The sequence below is a fragment of the Ornithinimicrobium sp. genome, assembly GCF_051004135.1.
In the GTDB taxonomy this organism is placed as follows: Bacteria; Actinomycetota; Actinomycetes; order Actinomycetales; family Dermatophilaceae; genus Ornithinicoccus.
This window is the reverse complement of sequence record NZ_JBPCKQ010000125.1, coordinates 1-3266: the sequence shown is the minus strand read 5'-3', so window position 1 is coordinate 3266 and position 3266 is coordinate 1. Positions and strand designations below refer to the sequence as shown.

Genomic DNA, 3266 nt, shown 5'->3' with positions numbered 1-3266 from the left:
CATCAAACATGCAGGTCAGCCGTAGGGAGACGCGACGGGAGATCGCCTATGTCAGGAGTCCTGGTCCCCCTCGTGCAACAGGTAACCGACCCCGCGGTGGGCCGCGTCGATGTCTGCCGCCGAGAATCCGAGCGAGGCCCAGCCGGCGCCGAGCACCGTGTCCGAGGCCTGCGGCGTGCTGCAACGCAGCGCCCAGCGGAATCCGATCAGGTCGCGCAGCGCGGTCGGGATCACGTCGTGGGCCGGCTTCTGCGTGGCGGCGATGACGATGAGCCCGGCTGCGCGACCGCGCGCAACGATGTCCCGTAGCCGCTCGGTGAACTCGGTCCTGTCCTTGCGATCGGGAGCGAGCAGGTAGTGCGCCAGCTCGTCGACGACCAGGACGTGTAGAGGCAGGTCTGCGTCCGGGGTCACTTTGCGGGCGCGGTTGGCCAGCAGGGCGAGGTAGCGGTCGTCCATCTCGACCTGCAGCTCGCGCAACACGTCGTTGGCAGCGCGGATCGAGACGCCGACGTTGTGGTCGGCACACCCGGCCCAGGTGGCAAGCTCGACGAGTTTGCCGTCAAACAGGTGCAGCCCTACGCCCGGGTCCAGCGCCGCCGTAGCGACCAGCAGCGATAAGGCCGCGCTCTTGCCTGCCCCGGGCTCGCCCCCGAGCAGAACGTTGTGCTCGGGCAGCGGAATGCGGACCTGCTCGCCTGCCTCGTCCACACCGACCGGCACCGGCTCCCACAACGACACTGCGTCCGCGTCAGCGTGCGGCCAAGATGGCGAGCGCTTAGCGAGCGGATCACGTCGTACCAGCGCCACCCGAGCACGAGCCGCGTTGTCGGGGTCACGGTCGACCGTGACGTCCCGCAGCCGCATCGCCACAGCGAGGACCTCCGCGGCATCCTGGAGATCGTCCACCGTGCCACCAACCGGGATGTGCACGTCGAGAACGTCGCCAGCCGGAACCATCCGAACGCGAACCACAGTCGGCACCCGACCCAGGTACGTCTGAATGGCGGCCACCCGGATCGCGCGTGCCCAGCAGCGCCGCACCGACTGGATGTGCAGCCGGCGATGCACGAGACGTCGTACCGGTCCGCACACCGTCACGAAGGTGGCGATCCCCATGCACCCGGCCAACGCTGGACCGAGCCGACCTTCGCCATACGCCGCTAGGAGCGCGGCAGCGGTGAGGCCGATCACGCCGAGTTCAAGCCAGAAACCCGAGGCGGCTCGGACGGCCGTGAGCATCAATGACTCGGGGAGCGTGGGCGGCGGCGGTGTCGACCATCCGACGCCCCAGCCGTCCACCTGGTTGCCCGGCGTCCGGCTACCCACGGCCCTCACCGATCAGCTTGTTGATGGCCGCAAGGGCAGCGTCCACGATCGTCTTGGCGACATCGATGAACACGTCTGGTGCGAGCGCCGCCAGCAGCAGGACGACCACGATGGCCTTCCACCGCATCGCGCTCAGCTCCCCGACTGGCGACCGCTGGGCGCGGTGGCCGGCTCGATGCTGGTGGCCCGGAACGACACGCCGGACCGCTCGCCCATGGACCACGGAGTCGCGATAAGGCCGGCGACCTTGGCGGTCTGGCCGGGTGTGACATTGACCGGCTGGCCGCCCAGCTTGATGGAGAAGATCTCCGGCTGCCTGTCGCCTAGGACCATCACGGCGACCGCGAACAGCGGTGCTCCGTTCTCGTCGGTCTTCTGCTGCTTGGACTCGAAGTCGAGAACCGGCTCCGCGGCTCCTGCGACGACGAACGTCATGGCGGATGTGTCGATCGGCAGACGCATGGTGTTGCCTCCTTCTGCCCCGGCGGGCACTCGTTGGGCCGTCGTTCGGCCTAGTGCCAGATCACCACCGGGGCGACCGGTGCGTAAGCCGGCCGTGGTTGCACGGGGAGGGTGCAATCCTGTGCAATTGCCACCCGAGCCGGACCGGAGGTGAGTTGCCGTGACGAGGCCGCAGACGGCAGCGCCGAACGCCCTGCTCTTCTCCCGGCGTACGGAGCGCGGCTGGTCCCAGGCCCGGCTGGTCTCTCAGCTGCGTTCAGTGGCGGCCGAGCGGGGCGGTGAGCTGCCGGCCGCTTCGACCCTGATCCAGCAGGTCTCACGGTGGGAGAACGGCCACAAGGAGCCCAGCGACTTCTACCGTGACCTCCTGCGCCGCGTGTACCACTGCTCGGACCGGGATCTGGGGTTCGCGCGAGTCCGCGACGTCGTCCGGCCTCCGCCCCAAAACGACGAGGTCGAGGTGGTCCCACCCGGGTCCTCGGGCAACGATCCGCCCGGGATGCGCTTGTCCATGGCTCTCGCGCGGGCCTCGCGCGTCGACTCCCTGGTCGTGGGTGACCTGCGCGAGTTGGTCGACGGCTACCGACGCATGGATCGCCGCTTCGGCTCCCGTCCCGTGTTCGCGGGTCTGCGAAGCCTGCTCGGCCAAGCGGTGAAGCTCGGCGAGCACTCGATGCGTCCCGATCGTCGGATGGCGCTGGCCGGTGTCGCGGGCGACATGTCAACGCTGATGGGCTGGTTGGCTCTGGATGCCGACCGTACTGACGAAGCCTGGAGCCACTTCCGCCGCGGCACGCAGGCAGCCCGGGAAGCCGAGGATCCCCTCCTGCTGGCGTTCGCCCTCGGTGAGACCGCCTATGCGTTGATGCAGCTCGGCCGGACGGCAGATGCCGTAACCGTCCTCGACGAGGCAGAGACACAATTCGGAGGCCGATCTGCGCCGCAGCTTCGCGTCTGGTTGCAGGCAGCACGAGCAGAGGTGCTCGCAACTATGGGGGATGTTGACGGGTGCCAGCGCAGCCTTGATCACGCCTACGAGGGGTTGGACGCCGGGCCGGACGACCCTCTGATCGCGCCGTACCTCTCGTACCTCGACGAAGCCCACCTCGCTCGCTGGGCTGGCTGCTGCCTCACCCAGCTCGGCCGTCCCGAGGCGGCGACTCTGCTGGAACAGGCCTTGACCTCGGCGGACCCGTCATTCGTTCGCGCTCAGGCAGGGTTGCTCGTCAACCTTGCGACCGCTCACGCGGCCAGCGGAGACCTCGAACGCTCCTGCCACGTAGCCAGCGAAGCCGTGCGCCTTGCCGTTGAGACGGGCTCAGCGCGACAGCTCAGCCGGATCGGCGCACTTAGAGGTTCCGCAGATAGGTCATGGACGGCGGCTGGGTCGGGTGTCCCATCGGTGGGTCGTCCAGGCGGTCCGGATGAGCCGTCGTGTGATGATCACGGCGTTGGCCAGGGCGATGAATGCCTCG

At 68.6% G+C, this 3266-nt stretch carries 4 protein-coding genes and 1 pseudogene; all 5 read right to left on the bottom strand.

Annotated features, from left to right (window positions below):
- Window positions 1-51: 51 nt before the first annotated feature.
- Complete coding sequence (locus ACR2FV_RS08200; RefSeq protein ID WP_434015204.1) at window positions 52-909, bottom strand: FtsK/SpoIIIE domain-containing protein; 858 nt, start codon at window positions 907-909, stop codon at window positions 52-54.
- Window positions 910-1321: 412 nt separating this feature from the next.
- Window positions 1322-1456, bottom strand: coding sequence for a hypothetical protein (locus ACR2FV_RS08195; RefSeq protein ID WP_434015203.1), 135 nt, complete (start codon window positions 1454-1456; stop codon window positions 1322-1324).
- Window positions 1457-1461: 5 nt separating this feature from the next.
- A complete protein-coding gene (locus tag ACR2FV_RS08190; protein WP_434015202.1) occupies window positions 1462-1791 on the bottom strand; it encodes a hypothetical protein in 330 nt (109 codons plus the stop codon).
- A gap of 721 nt (window positions 1792-2512) precedes the next feature.
- Window positions 2513-2821, bottom strand: coding sequence for a hypothetical protein (locus ACR2FV_RS08185; RefSeq protein WP_434015201.1), 309 nt, complete (start codon window positions 2819-2821; stop codon window positions 2513-2515).
- 339 nt (window positions 2822-3160) lie between these two features.
- Window positions 3161-3266, bottom strand: a pseudogene (locus tag ACR2FV_RS08180) (IS5/IS1182 family transposase); the annotation flags it as partial.